15 protein-coding genes and 1 other RNA gene are annotated in these 15,885 nt (G+C 61.7%); 4 read left to right on the top strand and 12 right to left on the bottom strand.

The window, feature by feature from the left end:
• Positions 1-2 precede the first annotated feature (2 nt).
• The 9 genes from mraY to ACLBKR_RS10515 all read right to left on the bottom strand — a co-directional run bounded on the left by mraY (position 3) and on the right by ACLBKR_RS10515 (position 9,758).
• Entirely contained in the window at positions 3-1,103 is a 1,101-nt protein-coding gene (mraY, locus tag ACLBKR_RS10475; protein WP_112828021.1) for a phospho-N-acetylmuramoyl-pentapeptide-transferase, read from the bottom strand.
• 24 nt (positions 1,104-1,127) lie between these two features.
• The gene (locus tag ACLBKR_RS10480; protein ID WP_113424964.1) at positions 1,128-2,561 is read right to left on the bottom strand and encodes a UDP-N-acetylmuramoylalanyl-D-glutamyl-2,6-diaminopimelate--D-alanyl-D-alanine ligase; all 1,434 of its coding nucleotides are present in this window, start codon (positions 2,559-2,561) and stop codon (positions 1,128-1,130) included.
• Positions 2,558-4,018, bottom strand: a complete 1,461-nt coding sequence (locus ACLBKR_RS10485) for a UDP-N-acetylmuramoyl-L-alanyl-D-glutamate--2,6-diaminopimelate ligase (RefSeq protein ID WP_113439087.1) — start codon at positions 4,016-4,018, stop codon at positions 2,558-2,560. Before ACLBKR_RS10485 ends, ACLBKR_RS10480 begins: the two co-directional genes overlap by 4 nt.
• Positions 4,019-4,078: 60 nt before the next feature.
• The gene (locus ACLBKR_RS10490) at positions 4,079-5,827 is read right to left on the bottom strand and encodes a peptidoglycan D,D-transpeptidase FtsI family protein (protein WP_113339061.1); all 1,749 of its coding nucleotides are present in this window, start codon (positions 5,825-5,827) and stop codon (positions 4,079-4,081) included.
• The gene (locus tag ACLBKR_RS10495; protein WP_112828017.1) at positions 5,827-6,201 is read right to left on the bottom strand and encodes a hypothetical protein; all 375 of its coding nucleotides are present in this window, start codon (positions 6,199-6,201) and stop codon (positions 5,827-5,829) included. Before ACLBKR_RS10495 ends, ACLBKR_RS10490 begins: the two co-directional genes overlap by 1 nt.
• Before the next feature lie 3 nt (positions 6,202-6,204).
• A complete protein-coding gene (rsmH, locus tag ACLBKR_RS10500) occupies positions 6,205-7,230 on the bottom strand; it encodes a 16S rRNA (cytosine(1402)-N(4))-methyltransferase RsmH (protein WP_113339063.1) in 1,026 nt (341 codons plus the stop codon).
• 14 nt (positions 7,231-7,244) lie between these two features.
• Positions 7,245-7,685 (bottom strand): division/cell wall cluster transcriptional repressor MraZ, encoded by a 441-nt coding sequence (gene mraZ / locus ACLBKR_RS10505; RefSeq protein ID WP_112828015.1) that lies wholly within the window; start codon positions 7,683-7,685, stop codon positions 7,245-7,247.
• Positions 7,686-8,093: 408 nt separating this feature from the next.
• An RNA gene (gene rnpB, locus ACLBKR_RS10510) (RNase P RNA component class A) lies at positions 8,094-8,488 on the bottom strand.
• Between the two features lie 82 nt (positions 8,489-8,570).
• Entirely contained in the window at positions 8,571-9,758 is a 1,188-nt protein-coding gene (locus tag ACLBKR_RS10515; RefSeq protein WP_113439088.1) for an FAD-dependent oxidoreductase, read from the bottom strand.
• Positions 9,759-9,921: 163 nt separating this feature from the next.
• Between ACLBKR_RS10515 and ACLBKR_RS10520 the strand changes: the two genes are divergently transcribed.
• Entirely contained in the window at positions 9,922-10,110 is a 189-nt protein-coding gene (locus ACLBKR_RS10520) for a hypothetical protein (RefSeq protein WP_162757243.1), read from the top strand.
• A 137-nt stretch (positions 10,111-10,247) separates the two neighbouring features.
• On the opposite strand, the gene ACLBKR_RS10525 is transcribed toward ACLBKR_RS10520, so the two are convergent.
• The 3 genes from ACLBKR_RS10525 to ACLBKR_RS10535 form a co-directional block, all read right to left on the bottom strand.
• On the bottom strand, positions 10,248-10,778 hold the full coding sequence (locus ACLBKR_RS10525; RefSeq protein ID WP_113447265.1) for a lytic transglycosylase domain-containing protein: 531 nt from the start codon (positions 10,776-10,778) through the stop codon (positions 10,248-10,250).
• Between the two features lie 270 nt (positions 10,779-11,048).
• Positions 11,049-11,810 (bottom strand): N-acetylmuramoyl-L-alanine amidase, encoded by a 762-nt coding sequence (locus ACLBKR_RS10530; RefSeq protein WP_113339067.1) that lies wholly within the window; start codon positions 11,808-11,810, stop codon positions 11,049-11,051.
• Complete coding sequence (locus ACLBKR_RS10535; RefSeq protein WP_112828010.1) at positions 11,807-12,544, bottom strand: J domain-containing protein; 738 nt, start codon at positions 12,542-12,544, stop codon at positions 11,807-11,809. Before ACLBKR_RS10535 ends, ACLBKR_RS10530 begins: the two co-directional genes overlap by 4 nt.
• 361 nt (positions 12,545-12,905) lie before the next feature.
• Here ACLBKR_RS10535 and ACLBKR_RS10540 point away from each other — a divergent pair, with 361 nt between their 5' ends.
• From ACLBKR_RS10540 to ACLBKR_RS10550, 3 genes are all read left to right on the top strand, one after another.
• Positions 12,906-14,120 carry a pyrophosphate--fructose-6-phosphate 1-phosphotransferase gene (locus ACLBKR_RS10540; protein WP_113339068.1) on the top strand — a complete coding sequence of 405 codons (1,215 nt, stop codon included), beginning with the start codon at positions 12,906-12,908 and terminating at the stop codon, positions 14,118-14,120.
• Between the two features lie 47 nt (positions 14,121-14,167).
• A complete protein-coding gene (locus tag ACLBKR_RS10545) occupies positions 14,168-14,803 on the top strand; it encodes a LysE family translocator (protein ID WP_112828008.1) in 636 nt (211 codons plus the stop codon).
• 103 nt (positions 14,804-14,906) lie between these two features.
• Positions 14,907-15,863, top strand: a complete 957-nt coding sequence (locus ACLBKR_RS10550) for a lytic transglycosylase domain-containing protein (RefSeq protein WP_112828007.1) — start codon at positions 14,907-14,909, stop codon at positions 15,861-15,863.
• Positions 15,864-15,885 lie beyond the last annotated feature (22 nt).

The following is a 15,885-nucleotide window of genomic DNA, read 5'->3' on the forward strand; positions in this document are numbered from 1 at the left end:
CCTCACCGCAGTTTCAGGGTGGAAAGGCCGAGCATGGCAAGGCCGACCGCGATGATCCAGAAGCGGACCACCACCTGGCTTTCCGTCCAGCCGAGCTTTTCGAAGTGGTGATGGATCGGCGCCATGAGGAAGACGCGCTTGCCGGTCATCTTGAAGTATCCGACCTGAATGATGACGGAGAGCGTTTCGGCGACAAACAGGCCACCGATGATCGCCATGACGATCTCGTGCTTGGTAGCGACAGCGACGGAGCCGATCAGGCCGCCGAGCGCGAGCGAACCGGTATCGCCCATGAAGATGGCGGCTGGCGGCGCGTTGAACCACAGGAAGCCAAGCCCCGCGCCGATCACCGCACCCAGCACCACGGCGAGCTCGCCGGTGCCGACCACGAAATTGATCTGCAGGTAATTGGCGAAGACCGCATTACCGGCGACATAGGCGATCACCCCGAACGAGGCTGCCGCGATCATCACCGGCACGATGGCAAGTCCGTCCAGACCGTCGGTCAGGTTGACGGCATTTCCCGCCGCCACGATCACGAAGCCGCCGAACAGCACGAAGAAGATGCCGAGATCGATCAGGAAGTCCTTGAAGAAGGGAAACGCGATCGAAGAGCCGAAGGTCGAACCCTGCGGACCCGATACCAGCGCGGTGCGCATCATGAAATAAACCGCGATACCGGCGATGACGAATTCGATACCGAGGCGCGCCTTGCCGGAGAAGCCCTTCTCCGTCTGCTTCGTGACCTTCAGGTAATCGTCGTAAAAGCCGATTGCCCCGAAACCAAGCGTCACCAGCAGCGTGCAGACCACGTAGACATTGGAAAGATCCGCCCAGAGAAGCGACGAAACGACGATGCCCGCGAGGATCATCAACCCGCCCATGGTCGGCGTTCCGGCCTTTTTGAAATGGGTCTGCGGACCATCGGCGCGAATCGGCTGCCCCTTGCCCTGGCGGACACGCAGCGAGGAAATCATGGCCGGCCCGAAGAGAAAGACGACGAGAGCCGAGGTAAAGAGAGCAGCGCCCGTGCGGAACGTGATGTACCGGAACAGGTTGAAGAATTGAAAGTGGTTCGCCAGTTCCACAAGCCAGATCAGCATTGGAGCCCTTTCCGAAAGCCCTTATTAATTTTGGCGCCCCGTGTCGGGCACGGCCGGATACTTGTCAAGAAGAGCAGCAACGATCTTGCCGAAACCGAGGCCGAGCGACGACTTTACCATCAGCACGTCACCGGGCTGCACCGAGGCCGTGACGAAGGCCGCAAGCTCCGCCGTTGTCTCGAGATAGACGACATCGACGCTCTCCGGCAGCGCATCGCGAAGCGCCGTCATTTCGGGTCCGGCGAGCCACACATGTTCGATACCGGCGGCCAACAGCGGGCTCGCCAGTTCGGCATGCACCTTCTGCGAAAACTCGCCCATCTCCAGCATATCGCCGAGAACAGCGATCCTGCGCCCCTCGCCCTCGGGCTGCGCGGCGGCGAGCACGGCGATCGCCGCGCGCATGGAGGCGGGATTGGCGTTGTAGCTCTCGTCGATCAGGGTGAAGCCTCCGCCATCGATGGCGAGCCGGTGCCGGGCACCGCGCCCCTTGACGGCGGAGAGCCCTTCCAACGCCTCGATCGCCGCATCCATATCGGCGCCGACCAGGGAGACGGCCGCAAGCACCGCGACGGCATTTTCCGCAATATGACGGCCGGGTGCGCCAAGCGCCACCTCGCGCGTCTCGCCGCCGAAACAGACCCAGACGGTGGAGCTTTCGGCCGCACCGTCGAACTCCGCCAGCCGGAACTCGGCCTTGGCATGCTGCCCGAAGGAATGCACATTCTCTATGCCGGCCGCCTGCGCGGCGTGGTCGAGAAAATCGTACTGGCTGTTATCCCGGTTGAGGATTACGTCGCCGCCCGGTTCAAGCCCCTCGAAGATTTCGGCTTTCGCGGCCGCAATTTCCTCAAGGCTTGCGAAATTGCCGAGATGGGCCGGCGCAATCGTCGTGATGATCGCGACGTCCGGCCTCACCATGCGCGAAAGCGGCCCGATCTCCCCGGCATGGTTCATGCCAATTTCGAAGATCCCGAACCGCGTGTCGGCGGGCATGCGCGCAAGCGTAAGCGGCACGCCCCAGTGGTTGTTGAACGAAGCGACGGCTGCATGCACCTTGCCCGAGGGAGCAAGCGCGAGCCGCAGCATTTCCTTGGTGGTCGTCTTGCCCACCGAGCCGGTCACTCCGATTACCGTGGCCGAACTGCGCTCGCGCGCCGCGATGGCGAGTTTCTGCAAGGCCCCCAGCACGTCCTCGACGACGATCATCGGCACGACGAGGCGGCCGAGCGCCGGAAGCTTCGCCTCGCTGACAACCAGCAGGGAAGCGCCGTTTGCAACCGCAAGACTGGCAAAATCGTGCCCGTCGACACGATCACCCTTGATCGCGAAGAAGGCTTCCCCCGGAGAGATCGTTCGGCTGTCGATCGAAATGCCCGTAATACCGTCCGGCAAGGTGCCGAACGGACGGCCATCCATGGCGTCGATCAGGTCTCGCGTCGTCCAAAGAAACGTCAATGTTCGAATTCCTCCAATGCCTTGCGCAGTTCGGTATGGTCAGAGAACGGCAGCGTTACATCGCCCACCGTCTGCCCCTCCTCGTGCCCCTTGCCGGCCACGACAAGCGTGTCCCCCGCCGACAGCATGGCAACGCCGGCGCGAATGGCCTGCGCCCGGTCGCCGATCTCGATTGCCTTGGGCGCGGCCGCCATGATCTCGGACCGGATAACGGCCGGAACCTCCGAGCGCGGATTGTCGTCCGTGACGATAACGATATCCGACAGGCGGCAGGCGATCTCGCCCATGATCGGACGCTTGCCCTTGTCGCGGTCGCCGCCGCAGCCGAAGACGACGATCACGCGCCCCGTCGTGAACGGCCGAACCGAATTGAGCACGTTTTCCAGCGCATCCGGCTTGTGAGCATAATCGACATAGGCGAGCGCGCCTGCCTTTGTATGGCCGACGAGTTCCAGCCGGCCGGAGGCGCCGACAAGCTTTTCCAGCGCTTTCATGGCGACCGGAGCGGCGACCCCGGTCGACATTGCGAGGCCCGCAGCCACCAGCGCATTGGCAATCTGGAAATCACCGGCAAGCGGAATATGCACCTCATGGATCTCGTCGCCGATATGGATCTCGGCGACCTGCTTATGGCGAAAGTGCTCGACCCGCTTCAGCGAAAGGAAAGCGCCGTTGCGGCCGACGGTACGCACGTCGTGACCCGCTTCGGTCGCAACCCGGATGGCCTCCGCCGACCACGGATCGTCGGCAAAGATCACCGCCGGCGAACCTTTCGGAAGCAGCGTATCGAACAGCCGCATCTTGGCGGCCATGTAATGCTCGACCGTCGGATGGTAGTCCATATGGTCGCGACCGAGATTGGTGAAGGCGGCAGCGGCAAGGTTGACGCCGTCGAGGCGGCTCTGGTCGAGACCGTGGCTTGAGGCTTCCATGGCGGCATGCGTGACGCCTTCGTCGGACAGTTCAGCCAGAAGCTTGTGAAGGCCGACCGGATCGGGCGTCGTCAGCGAACCATATTCATTGCGCGTCGGGGATACGACACCCGTCGTGCCGATCTGTGCTGCCGGATGGCCGGCCTCCGCCCAAATCTGCCGCGTGAAGGATGCGACGGAGGTCTTTCCGGCCGTGCCCGTGACGGCAACCATGGTTTCCGGTTGCCGTCCGAAGAAGCGCGCTGCGGCAAGCGCCAGGAACCGGCGCGGATTATCGACCACGACAACCGGTACGGAAGCGTCCACGGCATGCCCAGCCACCACAGCGGCGGCGCCGCGGGCTGCCGCATCGGCCGCATAGGCCGCACCGTCTGCCTTCGTGCCGGAAAGGGCAACGAACAGCATGCCGGGCTCGACCTTGCGGCTGTCGGCCGTGATACCGGAGATTGAGATTCCACCGACAATATCGCTCGCCTTGCCGACCTGATCCTGAAATTCGCCGCTCGCCAGATCCCGCAAAAACATTGATTACCGTCCATTTCCCCAAGGCGATTCCGCCGAATCGCCCCGTACATTGAAGCCTGCTTAATAAGAAACGAGCAAGGCGGAGCCGTCTTCCCCGAATTTCGGTTCTACACCGAGAATTGCGGCGCTTCTGCGGATAATCTCGGCGACCATGGGCGCCGCCGAGGTACCGGCGAGCGCTGCACCGTTACCCTTGTCGGTCTTCGGCTCGTCGATAACGGTCAGGACGACGTAACGGGGATTGTCGATCGGGAAAGCGGACAGGAAGGCGTTGAAATTCTTGTCGCCGACGTAACGGCCGTTGACGACCTTGTCCGCCGTGCCGGTCTTGCCGCCGACGTTGAATCCCTCGACGCGGGCATTTCGGCCGGAACCCTTGACGCCGTTCCATTCGAACAGGAAGCGCATGTCCTTGCTGGTCGAGGGCTGGATGACCTGCTCGGCCACCTGATCCGCCTCCTCCTGTGTGCGCGGCAGGAAGGTCGGCGGTATGAGCTTGCCGCCATTCACCAGCGCAACGCCGGCGACAGCCGTCTGCAGGGGCGTCGTCGAGACACCGTGGCCAAACGAGATCGTGATCGAGTTGATCTTCTTCCATTCCCGCGGCTGGCTGGGCATCGCGACTTCAGGCAGTTCCGTCCTCAGTCGCGTCGTCAGGCCGAGCTTGGCCAGAAACGCCTTGTGAGCTTCCGTTCCCACCATGTCGGCGATCTTCGCGGTGCCGATGTTGGAGGAGTACTGGAAGATTTCCGGCACCGTCAGCACACGGTTCTTGCCGTGGAAATCCTTGATGGTGAAGCCGCCGATGCGGATGGGGTAGCGCGCATCGACCGTATCGTTGAGCGACACCTTGCCCTCGTCGAGCCCCATGGCGAGCGTGAAGGACTTGAAGGTCGAGCCCATTTCGAACGTGCCGTTCGACATGCGGTTGAGCCAGCCCTCCTGGGCGCTCGCCGCCGGATTGTTGGGATCGAAATCCGGCATGGAAACCATGGCGAGCACCTCGCCGGTATGAACGTCGAGAACAACGCCGCCGGCGCCCAGCGCCTCGAATTTCTGGATCGCAGCGGCAACCACATCGTGCACGATGTTCTGCACCCTGAGGTCGATCGACAGCTTTACCGGCTCGAGCGGCGTGTCGCTGGTCATTCCGAGCGCGCGGAGGTCCGCCATGCCCTGGTTGTCGATGTATTTTTCCATACCCGACATGCCACGGTTGTCGATATTGACGTAGCCGACGATGTGGGACGCGGTCGAGCCGCCGGGATAGAAGCGACGCTTTTCCGGGCGGAAGCCGATGCCGGGAATGCCGAGCGCAAGAATCTGGCTCTGCTGCTTCGGTGTGAGCTGGCGGCGCAGCCACTGGAAATGCGACTGCGGATTGGAGAGCTTCTTGTAGGTGCCCTTGATGTCGAGATCGGTCAGCACGGTCGCAAGCTTCTCGACCGCCTCGTCCGGATCGACGATCTTGTTGGGCTCGGCAAACAGCGAAACGGTACGGATATCGGTCGCAAGAACCTCGCCGTTACGATCGAGGATATCGGGACGCGACGCCATCAGCCGGTCGGCCGGCAGGATGCTGGAAACGGTTTCCGGATGAGCATAACCGTACTGCACCAGTCGTCCGCCGATGATGGCATAGGCGACGGCGAAACCGGCGATCATCAGTCCGACACGCTTGCGCGCCATTTCCGTCTTGCGCTTGCCCGTTCCCTTGAAGGTTCCGTTCATCGAGGCGCCGGCGCGATGAACGTCAGCCGAGAAGTGGGCCTGGCTCTTCAACAGCATGATCCGAGAAAGAAAAGTCATCAGCGCTGCACCGATCCGGTTGTAATGAGATCCGAGACGGGATCCGAACTCTTTTCGCCTTCCGCCACTTCAGGCTTCGGCACGTCCGCCTTCATCATGGGCAGTTCTACGGGCCTTGCGAGCTGCTCCGGCGAGGTCGGCTGAAGCTGCAGTTCCTGACCATAGACCCTGATGAGCCGGTCGAGCCTGTTCGGCTGCGTCAACAGGGCCCAATCGGCCTTCAGCAATTCGATTGTGTCTTTCTCAAGCTTGATTTCGGCCTCGATCCGCCGGACTTCCTCGAGCTTGTTGTCGGTGTGATGCTTGATCTGATAGGTCACTGCCGCCGCGGCGGCCATCGCACCGATCATGATGAGATCGAAAGTCCTGAGCATGGCTTATCCTCCGATCCTGTCGAGGCTGGCGAGGTCGGGCAAATCGAAGATCGAGAAATCCGGCTTCTCCGCCGGGGCCGTCGTGCGAATGCCGGCCCGAAGCTTGGCGGACCGCGCCCGTGGATTGATCTCCGCCTCGGCATCGCTGGCAGAAACCATGCCCTTGCCCACCGGCTCGAAAATCGCCGGCTTCGCTGTCAACATCGGCATATGACGGGAACCGGAGGCCTTGCCCGAACGCTCGGAGAAGAATTTCTTGACGATACGGTCTTCGAGCGAATGAAAAGTGACGACGACCAGTCGTCCGCCCGGCTTCAAAACCTTCTCGGCGGCAAACAACGCCTGAGCGAGTTCGCCCAGTTCGTCGTTGACGAAGATGCGCAGCGCCTGAAAGACGCGCGTCGCCGGGTGGATCTTGTCCTTGGCCTTGCGCGGCGTAACGATCTCGATCAACCCGGCCAGATCGCGCGTGGTTCGAAACGGTTCTTCAGTCCGGCGCTTTTCGATGGCGCGTGCGATACGGCCTGCCTGCTTCTCCTCACCGAGAAAGCCGAAGATGCGGATGAGATCGCCGACCTTGGCGCGATTGACGACGTCGGCGGCTGACACACCCGCACCCGACATGCGCATGTCGAGCGGCCCATTCTTCTGGAAGGAAAAGCCGCGATCGGCCTCATCGATCTGCATGGAGGAGACGCCGATGTCCAGAACGACACCGTCGAGCCCGCGCGCCGGCGCAAAATCGGCCAGCCGGGAAAACGGCGTATGATGCAGCACGAGATGGCCGGCATGCGCATCGACAAGCGCCTGACCGCCGGCAATCGCCGTGGGGTCGCGATCAAGCGCGATCACGTCGGCGCCGGCACCGAGGATCGCCGAGGTATAGCCGCCGGCACCGAAGGTACCGTCGAGAATGACCTTGCCGGAGCAAGGCTCCAACGCCTCAAGCACTTCACGGAGAAGAACCGGAATGTGGCGAACCGGTCCGCCTTCGGCATCAGTTGAACCTCCGCCTGAATTCGCCACCATTCCGTTTCCCCGTTCTATGGAGCCCGCAGCCCTCGCAGTCTGCGCTCCTCTCTTGCCGCCGCCTGCGCCTCGTGGAACGCCTGCGGCTGCCAAAGCTGAAAGTGATCCGAGCGCCCGACGAAACAGACTTCCGTCGTGATGCCCGTAAAGTCCCGGATGAAATCCGTGACCATCAGACGCCCTTCGGCATCGAGCTTCATGAAGACGCCGCCGCCATGAACCAGCAACGACATCTCGTTCCCGTCCCGGGAAAACGGATCTTCGTTCGAGATCTGCCGCTCGTACCGCTCCAGGACATCCGCCCCGCCGACGCTGATCGCCGGAAACACGAAATCCTGGAAGCAATAGAGCTCCTGGATATCGCGCTGCGCAAGCACGGAACGAAACACCGCCGGAACGGAAACCCGTCCCTTCGCATCGATCCTGTTTGTCGCATTGGACAGGAAGCGGCTCATGACGACAGACCGCTGCTCCCCTGAAACGAGGACCGACAGACGACCCTCCAGAACTCGAAAACCCGATCACCGCAGACACTTCAAAGCCACGAACCGAAAACCTCTCCGCTTTCGCGGCCAGCTCGCCTTCAACCTTGAAAATCCGGACCTTCATCGATCCTTCACCGGTATGTGAATGGGATATCATGGGACTACATGGGCGTCAATGGGACGAGGCATTTCCAAACCCTTCAGGGATTCAAATATTGATAAGCGGTTAAGCTTAACGAAGAGTTAGGAAAAGCCGCCGACATCGCGCTTTTTGATGCTCAAGCTTGACCGAGGCTTGAGGCGGAAGCGCGGAAAATACGACATTTTTTCAGGAGGTTAGATTCCCTGCCAATAAAGGCGGGTCGCGACGGCGGGAAAATTGCCAGTTGGCCTGTAAGCCGGGTTCTGTATGGCTCCGGTTGCCCGGAACGTGGCAGCCATTCATCTGGGACAGCGTTTGCACGCTGCCTCGCGCAACCCACCCGGATGACTGGCCCGGAAACAGGCTGTAGGCGCTTGCGCGCCCCGCGTCATCCCTATTCGGTCTTGCTCCCGGTGGGGTTTACCGTGCCGTCCCTGTTGCCAGCGACGCGGTGGGCTCTTACCCCACCCTTTCACCCTTACCCTGCATGCAGGGCGGTTTGCTTTCTGTGGCACTTTCCCTGAGGTCGCCCCCGCCGGACGTTATCCGGCACCGTGTCTCCGTGGAGCCCGGACTTTCCTCACCCTACCGCCTTTCGGCATTGGTAAAGCGCGGCTGCCCGGCCAACTGGCACCGCGTCCTTAGACGAGCGAGCCCGCGAACGCCACCAAAAATGCAGGAACAATCAACAGAAAGAGCTGGATGATGAACAGTCAGAGAAAAACCGGCGCGAAAACCGGATCATAGGCCTCATCCACGATCCGCCCGTGAAGCATCAATTCCGCCCCCAGCCGCCCGATCTCGTCGGAACTCTTGGCAGCGGCACCACAGCCGCCCGTGAGAACTGCGATCCTGTCGCTGGCGAAACCGATCGCCGGGTAGTTGCCGGGCGTGAAGGAGGTGACGCAGGCACCCATCGTCACCGGCGCTTTGGCAAGTCCCGGCACGAGACCGTCGAGAATACGCTTGAGATGCCCGCGCGTGCCTTCCCGGCCGCCGCCACGGAACCAGGCGCGGATATCGGGTTCGGTCGCAAGACGCAGATCGTCGGGATCGCCGCCGATCTTCAGATAGGTCTTGCCGTCGGGATAGCGAACCGGCGGCAGCATATAGATATGATCCGCCGGTTCCTCGGGCTGATGGATCAGCGAGGGCATGCCCGCATAGGCATCGAGATCGGCATCCGCGATCTCGAAGAAGGCGACGGTCCGCCCATAAACCTTCAGATCAAGCGGACGCGGCAAGAGATTCTTCGCAATGGAAAATCCTCCGGCGGCCACCAGCGCCTTTTCACCCTTGACCTCGCGCCCCCCGGCAGTCGTGACCACGACCCCGCCATCCTCTTCACGCACGGCGACAGCCACATCCGCGATCAGCTCGGCCCCGGCCTTCCGGGCGAGCTTCGATTGCGCCTCGACCAGCCGGCGAGGATTGACATAACCGGCGTTCCGCGCCTCGTAAACGCCCTCGCAGCCTATACCGAAACGGAAATAACCGAAGTGTTCGGCGAGCGCCCGATCGCTCAGGATTTCTGTGGGAACGGCGAGTTTCTCAGCCGCCGCACAGATATTGCCGACATAGGGATCGGCTCCCCCACGCTTCGGCCCGACGATCAGGCAGCCCGTCTCGTGATAGAATTCAACTCCGCTTTCCCGGACGATCTCGCCGTAACGGGCAATGGAACGGTTTGCGAGCCTTGCCCAGACCGGATCGGGATCGATGGTGCGGGTGATGCGCGCCTCGTCATAATGGCTGGCGAACACGCCGTCATGGCTTGCAGCATCGGCCGGTTCATCCGGACCGATCAGAAGGACGCCGTCCGTCTGCGAGGCGAGATGCCGGGCGGCGGCGGCACCCATCATGCCGCGGCCGATAATGATGTGCCTGTAGATTTCAGCCATGTGCGCCTGTCCTGAAATTACATAATTATCGATCGTTTTCAAAATCCTGCCGGTACAGGCGGAATCATTTTCACAACAATACAGGCCGAAGCTCTTCGGCGAAATCGCTTTGCGGCAAGGCGACCTCGGGAGCGGAGGTAAATCCGACATGGGGATAGGTGACGTGCGTGAGAGAGACAACGCGGCCCCCGCTTGTTGCCGGGAAAACGTCACGTCCCGGCATCCGCCGCACGGCGATGCGTTCGAGCTTGCGGGCCGCGCCGTGCTGGCTGGCGAAATCGACCTGATGGGCCGGCCGGTCGGAGGGCTCCTCTTTGTCGACCAGCGCGACCCGCCCTGCCCTTCAACGTGAGGCGGCGAGCCGCCGCCCCATCATGCCTCGTCCGATCGCGACAAACTCGAAATCCGTTACCATGCACTTATCCCCGGTTCTGGGGTTCTCGATGGCATGGCAACCTTTCGCTTGCACGCCGTTGTGGCGTGCGGCGATCAGGAACCGATCAGCGCCTGAACCTTGCCGCAATAGCGCTTGGAAACCGGGTTCATGCGCTTCGCGCCATGACCGGCATTGTACTTGAGGATCGTCGAGCAGGTCCGGCCGTCACCCAGTTCGTGGGCCATGGAAAGATACTTCATGCCATAGCGAATGTTGGTCTCGGGGTCATAAAGACCCTTGCTCGAACCGGAATAGCCCATCATGCGGGCCGTCGCCGGCTTGATCTGCATGAGGCCGATCTCGCCTGCACCGCCACGCGCCTTTGGATTGAAGTTGCTCTCGATGCGTACGACGGCATGGGCGAGCGCGACCGGTACGCCGTAGGTTTTTGCATATTTGGAAATCAGGCTGGTGTAGGGGCTGTTGGAAAAGGACGGCGCTGGATATCCCGCAGCGCGCGTTGCCGTGTTGAAGGGAAGTTTGAATGTCTTTTCCTGTTGTTCCTTGTCACGGGCGGATGCCGTCATGGAGGAGGACAAAAGAATAGCCAGGCATGCCGCAGCAGCAACAACACGTCTCATCATGTGGAAGGTCAGTCTCCGAACCAGAGTAGCAAGGCGGATCGTCCTTTCCCTGGACGCAAATCGACCCTGTCCGCCTGTCCTGCCGGATCAGGCGCCGCACTTGCCCTCATCGTTGATATTTGCGATCGCGATCCGCGGATGCGGTACTCAGCGTCGCCGTTCAGCCCGCTCTTTAGAACGGGGAAATTGGGAATTCATGTGGCGACGCAACAAATTGGCGTTTCCCGCGCTCGAAGTCGCCCTCAAAAGGGCGTTCGCGCTGGGCCGGATTCAGGTGTAACGCGGCAGCGTGGAAAGCAGCCTGTGCAGCGTCTCAATGGTCGACATGTCGGCCACGCCGTCCACCAGAGCTGGCCGGAAATGCCGCTGGAAAGCGGCGATCACGCCTTCGGTCTTGTCCGAATATTCTCCAGTAATATCAATATCATAACCATAAAGGGACAGCATCGACTGCAAGGCTTCTATCGGCTGGCCGCTATCGCCCTTCTGAAAGAAACGGCCACCCGAGATCGGCACAGGTTCGACAAAATGCCCGACACCGGCCGCATGCAGCCTCCCCCAGGGAAAATTCTCGCCCGGATCGACCTTGCGAACCGGAGCGACATCGGAGTGTCCGAGCACCCGTTCCGGCCGGATATCGAGCCTCCGGCCGCAATCGCGACACAATTCGATGACCGCTTCGATCTGCTTGTCCGGAAACGGCGGAAGACCCTCGGGATGGCCTGCATTGGCGATCTCGATGCCGATCGAGCGCGAATTGATGTCCGTCTCACCGGCCCAGAAGCTCTTGCCCGCATGCCACGCACGGCGCTCCTCCGGCACGAGTTGCACAACGCGCCCGTCCTCATGCACGAAATAATGGGACGACACCTGGCTTTCCGGACTGCAAAGCCATGCAAGCGCCCCCTCCTCGGAAGGCATGCCGGTATAATGCAGGATAATCATATCGGGGCGAACACCATCGACGCGCTCGCCATGATTGGGCGACGGCAGCACGCAGGCGGCCCGATAATCGGCGGTGAAAAGGCTCATGCGGCGCGACGTGCCTTCTCGATCGCGGAATAGGCGGCGTTGAGCTTCGCCATGCGGTGATGGGCAACCGCGTGGAACTCGGCCGGCACACCCCGCGCGTAGAGGCGATCCGGATGATGCTCGGCTGCGAGCGCCCGGTAGCGCTTGCGGATGGTCGCGAAGTCGTCGGACGGATGGACGCCGAGAACGCCATAGGGATCGCCGTCGAGATGCACGTGACGCTCGGTAATCGTCGCGAAGCGGTCTTCCGACACGCCGAAGATCTCGGCGATGCGCGACAGGAAGGCAAGTTCCTTCTCGTGCAACATGCCGTCGGCCTTGGCGATGTGGAAAAGCGCGTCAACGATATCTTCTAGAACCGGGCATTGCTGGTCGCAGGTCCGGCAGAGGTTCGCCAGCTTCTGCGCATAGGCCTCGTAGCCGGCCACGTCCTGGCGCGCGAGGTTATAGAGCCGCGCGACGTTGCGCGCCTCTTCCGGCGGAAAATCGAAGATCTTGCGGAACGCGGCAACCTCGGCCTCGGACACGATACCGTCGGCCTTGGCCATCTTGGCCGAAAGCGCGATGATCGCCACGGAGAAGGAAACCTTGCGTCGCGTTTCCGGATCGCCTTCGAAGGCGGTTCGAACCGCCTCGATCACCCCGGACAGCACACTGCCCGCCGCGTCGCCGATAGCGCCCAGCAAACGATCCCATAACGAAGCTATCTGTTCGCAGGCGAAATCGAATAACATGCTGCAGCATGACCAAATCCCGCGGGAAAAAGCAAGACGGCCACCCCTTCGCGCGCATTAAACTTTATTCACGTTCCGTTCGGAATAACTGAAGCAAGGCCTCATCCCGCACCCGCGTATCGCGCCGAAAGCACCTTTCAGACACCGGCCACCGCCGCGTCTTCTCCTTTTCCACAACACGCCGAACGCGCAGGTCCCGATTGAAACGATTATATTCGCACCTGCGGTAGCATTCCCCGCTTATCGCTGCGAAATGCCCGGATTTCTTGAATTTTTCGCTTTACAGCTTGTTCCGACTATCGCATCCATTCGCCCGGAAAACCTTGTATTGACGGCGCCAAGGAATGCCGAAGGAGGACTGATGGCCAAACAGAAAGTTGCAATGCTGACCGCTGGCGGCTTGGCACCCTGCCTCTCGTCCGCGGTGGGCGGTCTGATCGAGCGCTACACCGACATCGCCCCGGACGTCGAGCTCATCGCCTACAAGTCGGGCTTCCGCGGCCTGCTGATGGACTACAAGATCGAGATTACCCGCGAGATGCGCGAGAAGGCCCACGTCCTTCATCGCTACGGCGGCTCGCCGATCGGCAACAGCCGCGTCAAGCTGACCAATGCGGCCGATTGCGTGAAGCGCGGTCTCGTCAAGGAGGGTGAAAACCCGCTGCGCATTGCCGCCGAGCGCCTTGCAGCCGACGGCGTTACCATCCTTCACACCATCGGCGGTGACGACACCAACACCACGGCGGCCGATCTCGCCGCCTATCTCGGCGCCAACGGCTACAACCTGACCGTGGTCGGACTGCCCAAAACCGTGGACAACGACGTCGTGCCGATCAAGCAGTCGCTCGGCGCCTGGACGGCAGCGGACGTCGGCGCCCGCTTTTTCGACCACGTGTCCAACGAGCAGAGCGCCGCACCGCGCACGCTCGTCATCCATGAAGTGATGGGCCGCCACTGCGGCTGGCTGACCGCCGCGACGGCCCGCGCCTACATCCAGCGCACCAAGGGCAACGAGTACATCGAGGGCTTCATGATGAATCAGGAGCTCAAGAACATCGACGGCATCTACCTGCCGGAAACCCATTTCGATCTTGAGGCCGAAGCCGCTCGCCTCAAGCAAATCATGGACCGCTCCGGTTTCGTCACTCTGTTCGTCTCGGAAGGCGCCTGCCTGGAAGAGATCGTCGCCGACCGCGAGGCCGCCGGCGAGGAAATCAAGCGCGACGCCTTCGGCCATGTGAAGATCGATACGATCAATGTCGGCTCCTGGTTCCAGAAGCACTTCGCCAAGCTGCTCGACGCCGAACGTTCCATGGTGCAGAAATCGGGTTATTACGCCCGCTCCGCCCCGGCGAACTACGAGGACCTGCGCCTCATCCAGAGCATGGTCGACCTTGCCGTCGAAAGCGGCCTGAACAAGGTCTCCGGCGTGACCGGCCATGACGAGGACCAGGGCGGCAAGCTCCGCACCATCGAGTTCCCGCGCATCAAGGGTGGCAAGGCCTTCGACCTGTCGACCCCCTGGTTCAAGGAGGTGATGGATTACATGGGGCAGAAATACCGTCCGGCGCATTGACGGAGCCGGCGAAAGCTGGCTTGCTCTTTCCTGAGGAGGAAAGACTCATGTCGTTCGAACATTGGCTCGCTTTCGCCGCCGCCTCGGCCTTTCTCTTGGCAATTCCGGGGCCGACCACCCTGCTCGTCGTGTCCTACGCATTGGGGCACGGCAAGAAGACGGCGCTTGCGACGGTAACAGGCGTGGCTGTCGGCGATCTCGTCGCGATGACGGGTTCGCTTCTGGGGCTCGGCGCTCTGCTTGCAAGTTCGGCCACGGCCTTCATGATCCTCCGATGGATCGGTGGCGCCTACCTCGTCTATCTCGGCATCCGGCTCTGGAGGGCGCCCGTCGGGGACGGCCCTATGGCCGACAACGACAATCTCCCGGAGGAAAAGCCGCTTCGAATCATGGCGCACGCCTTCGCGGTGACTGCGCTCAATCCGAAAAGCATCGTCTTCTTCGTCGCATTTCTGCCGCAATTCATGACCCCGGCAGTACCGTTCATCGAGCAGGTGGCGATCTTTGAAGCAACCTTCCTCGCCCTGTCGATAGCCAACTGTCTGGTCTATGTCGCGCTCGCCGAGCGGGCGCGACGCTTCATTCGCAAGCATTCCGTAAGGAAAGCCGTCAATCGCACGGGTGGCACGCTGCTCATCGCAGCCGGAGCGGTGACGGCGGGCTATCGCAAGATCGCCGCCTGAACGTGGCAAGCTTGCCGCAATTCCGCCCATGCATTATGACACCAGAACGTTAACGGGCGCGCATGCGCGTTAACCGGTGTTAAGTTTTACTTGGGATGTCGGGATGATCGCAAAAAGAGACCTGAGAGCGAACCTGGGTTTCGCCTCCATTCTGCTTGTCGGTCTCGCCGGCTGTACCAGCAGCATGGAAGACGCGGCCAAGCAGGAGCTCAAGGCCAATCCGGTTGCCGGAACACCCGCCCCGGGCACCCAGACGGCAGCAGCCGGCACGACAACCGACCCGGCAGCTCCGGCCGATCCCAACGCCTCGAACGAGCCGGCTCCGATCATTCCAGGCACCCAGACCCCAGCCCCGATCCCGGTCCTCAAGGCCAACGCGCTGGCCACTGCCGCGGCAACCATGCCCGCCGCTCAGGCAATCGAACTGGTGGCAAACCAGCAACGCGGGACGATCCAGACGGCGTCCATGCCGGAATCGCCGAACATGGTGACGAGCCTGCCGGATTCGGCGCCTCCCACGGTTCCGACGATCCTTCCGCCCGAGGTCACGGCCGCCCAGACCATCGTGCCGGCGCAGAAGCCGACCACCGCGCTCGCCTATGCCGCACCGTCCGGCAATCTGTCCCTTGCAGCGCTCGACAGGCAGTTTGACGTTTCGCCGCCCGGCCCGCCGCCCGTCATCGAGGAACAGCCGAAACCGGCCACCAGCGGACCGACCGTCATCAACGCGCTGATTAAGAAATACTCCAAGATCTACGAGATGCCGGAAGCGCTGATCCACCGGGTCGTCAATCGCGAAAGCACCTACAATCCCGCCGCCTATAACAACGGTCACTACGGTCTAATGCAGATCAAGTATTCGACCGCCAAGTCGATGGGTTATGATGGCCCCGCCTCCGGCCTGTTCGACGCGGAAACCAATCTCAAATATGCGATCAAATATCTGAAGGGTGCCTGGCTCGTGGCAGACAACAGCCATGACGGCGCGGTGCGGCTCTATTCCCGCGGCTATTATTATGACGCCAAGCGCAAGGGCATGCTCGACGTCCTCGATCCATAAGTGCTTTTGACTTTCCCGGCGC

This window comes from Paenirhizobium cremeum (assembly GCF_047553425.1).
In the GTDB taxonomy this organism is placed as follows: domain Bacteria; phylum Pseudomonadota; class Alphaproteobacteria; order Rhizobiales; family Rhizobiaceae; genus Allorhizobium; species Allorhizobium cremeum.

Bases quoted from the DNA above. Each gene is read 5' to 3' on its own strand.
- ACLBKR_RS10550 (WP_112828007.1), top strand. From the start codon at position 14,907: ATGATCGCAAAAAGAGACCTGAGAGCGAACCTGGGTTTCGCCTCCATT.
- rsmH (WP_113339063.1), bottom strand. From the start codon at position 7,230: ATGGTGGCGAATTCAGGCGGAGGTTCAACTGATGCCGAAGGCGGACCG.
- mraY (WP_112828021.1), bottom strand. From the start codon at position 1,103: ATGCTGATCTGGCTTGTGGAACTGGCGAACCACTTTCAATTCTTCAAC.
- ACLBKR_RS10540 (WP_113339068.1), top strand. From the start codon at position 12,906: ATGGCCAAACAGAAAGTTGCAATGCTGACCGCTGGCGGCTTGGCACCC.
- mraZ (WP_112828015.1), bottom strand. From the start codon at position 7,685: ATGAGCCGCTTCCTGTCCAATGCGACAAACAGGATCGATGCGAAGGGA.
- ACLBKR_RS10535 (WP_112828010.1), bottom strand. From the start codon at position 12,544: ATGTTATTCGATTTCGCCTGCGAACAGATAGCTTCGTTATGGGATCGT.
- ACLBKR_RS10490 (WP_113339061.1), bottom strand. From the start codon at position 5,827: ATGACTTTTCTTTCTCGGATCATGCTGTTGAAGAGCCAGGCCCACTTC.
- ACLBKR_RS10530 (WP_113339067.1), bottom strand. From the start codon at position 11,810: ATGAGCCTTTTCACCGCCGATTATCGGGCCGCCTGCGTGCTGCCGTCG.
- ACLBKR_RS10515 (WP_113439088.1), bottom strand. From the start codon at position 9,758: ATGGCTGAAATCTACAGGCACATCATTATCGGCCGCGGCATGATGGGT.
- ACLBKR_RS10485 (WP_113439087.1), bottom strand. From the start codon at position 4,018: ATGTTTTTGCGGGATCTGGCGAGCGGCGAATTTCAGGATCAGGTCGGC.
- ACLBKR_RS10495 (WP_112828017.1), bottom strand. From the start codon at position 6,201: ATGCTCAGGACTTTCGATCTCATCATGATCGGTGCGATGGCCGCCGCG.
- ACLBKR_RS10525 (WP_113447265.1), bottom strand. From the start codon at position 10,778: ATGATGAGACGTGTTGTTGCTGCTGCGGCATGCCTGGCTATTCTTTTG.
- ACLBKR_RS10545 (WP_112828008.1), top strand. From the start codon at position 14,168: ATGTCGTTCGAACATTGGCTCGCTTTCGCCGCCGCCTCGGCCTTTCTC.